This is a genomic window from Phyllobacterium sp. P5_D12 (assembly GCF_054049495.1).
Window position 1 is genome coordinate 1 of the sequence record NZ_JBFUMG010001216.1, and the last position, 503, is coordinate 503.

Annotated in this window: 1 protein-coding gene; it reads left to right on the forward strand. The window is 55.3% G+C overall.

The window, feature by feature from the left end; genetic code table 11:
- Positions 1 to 503, forward strand: a 503-nt coding sequence (locus ACXJ5O_RS29570; RefSeq protein WP_457303002.1) for an ABC transporter substrate-binding protein, incomplete at both ends; no start/stop codon positions are given.

Consider the following 503-nt stretch of genomic DNA (forward strand, 5'->3'; position numbering starts at 1 on the left):
ATGCCGCCGCGATCATTCTCCCCAGCGAGAAGCAGCAGAACCCGATGACCGATCCGGTTGGTACGGGCCCGTACATGCTGAAGGAGCGCAAGGCCGACCAATATATCCAGCTGGCACGTTTCGACGGCTACAAATCACCCGAAGGCGACGAAAACGGCTATGGCGGTGCCCGTCATCAATATCTTGATGAAATTCGCTTTGTTCCTGTGCCGGATGCCAATACACGTGTCGAAGGCGCGGTTTCGGGTCAGTTCGACTACGTCGATAGCCTGCCGGTCGAAGCCTATGACCGGTTGAAGGATCAGAAAACGACTGAAGCCGTGTTGCTCAAGCCATTCGGCTGGCCGGTCTTCGTTATGAACACCAGCATGGGCATCACAAAGAACCAGGATATCAGACTGGCCATTCGCGATTCGCTCAGCATGGAAGACATGATGGCAGCGGCCTTCGGCAGTACGGATTTCTATTCGCTCAATCCGTCGATGTATCCCGACGGCTATAGC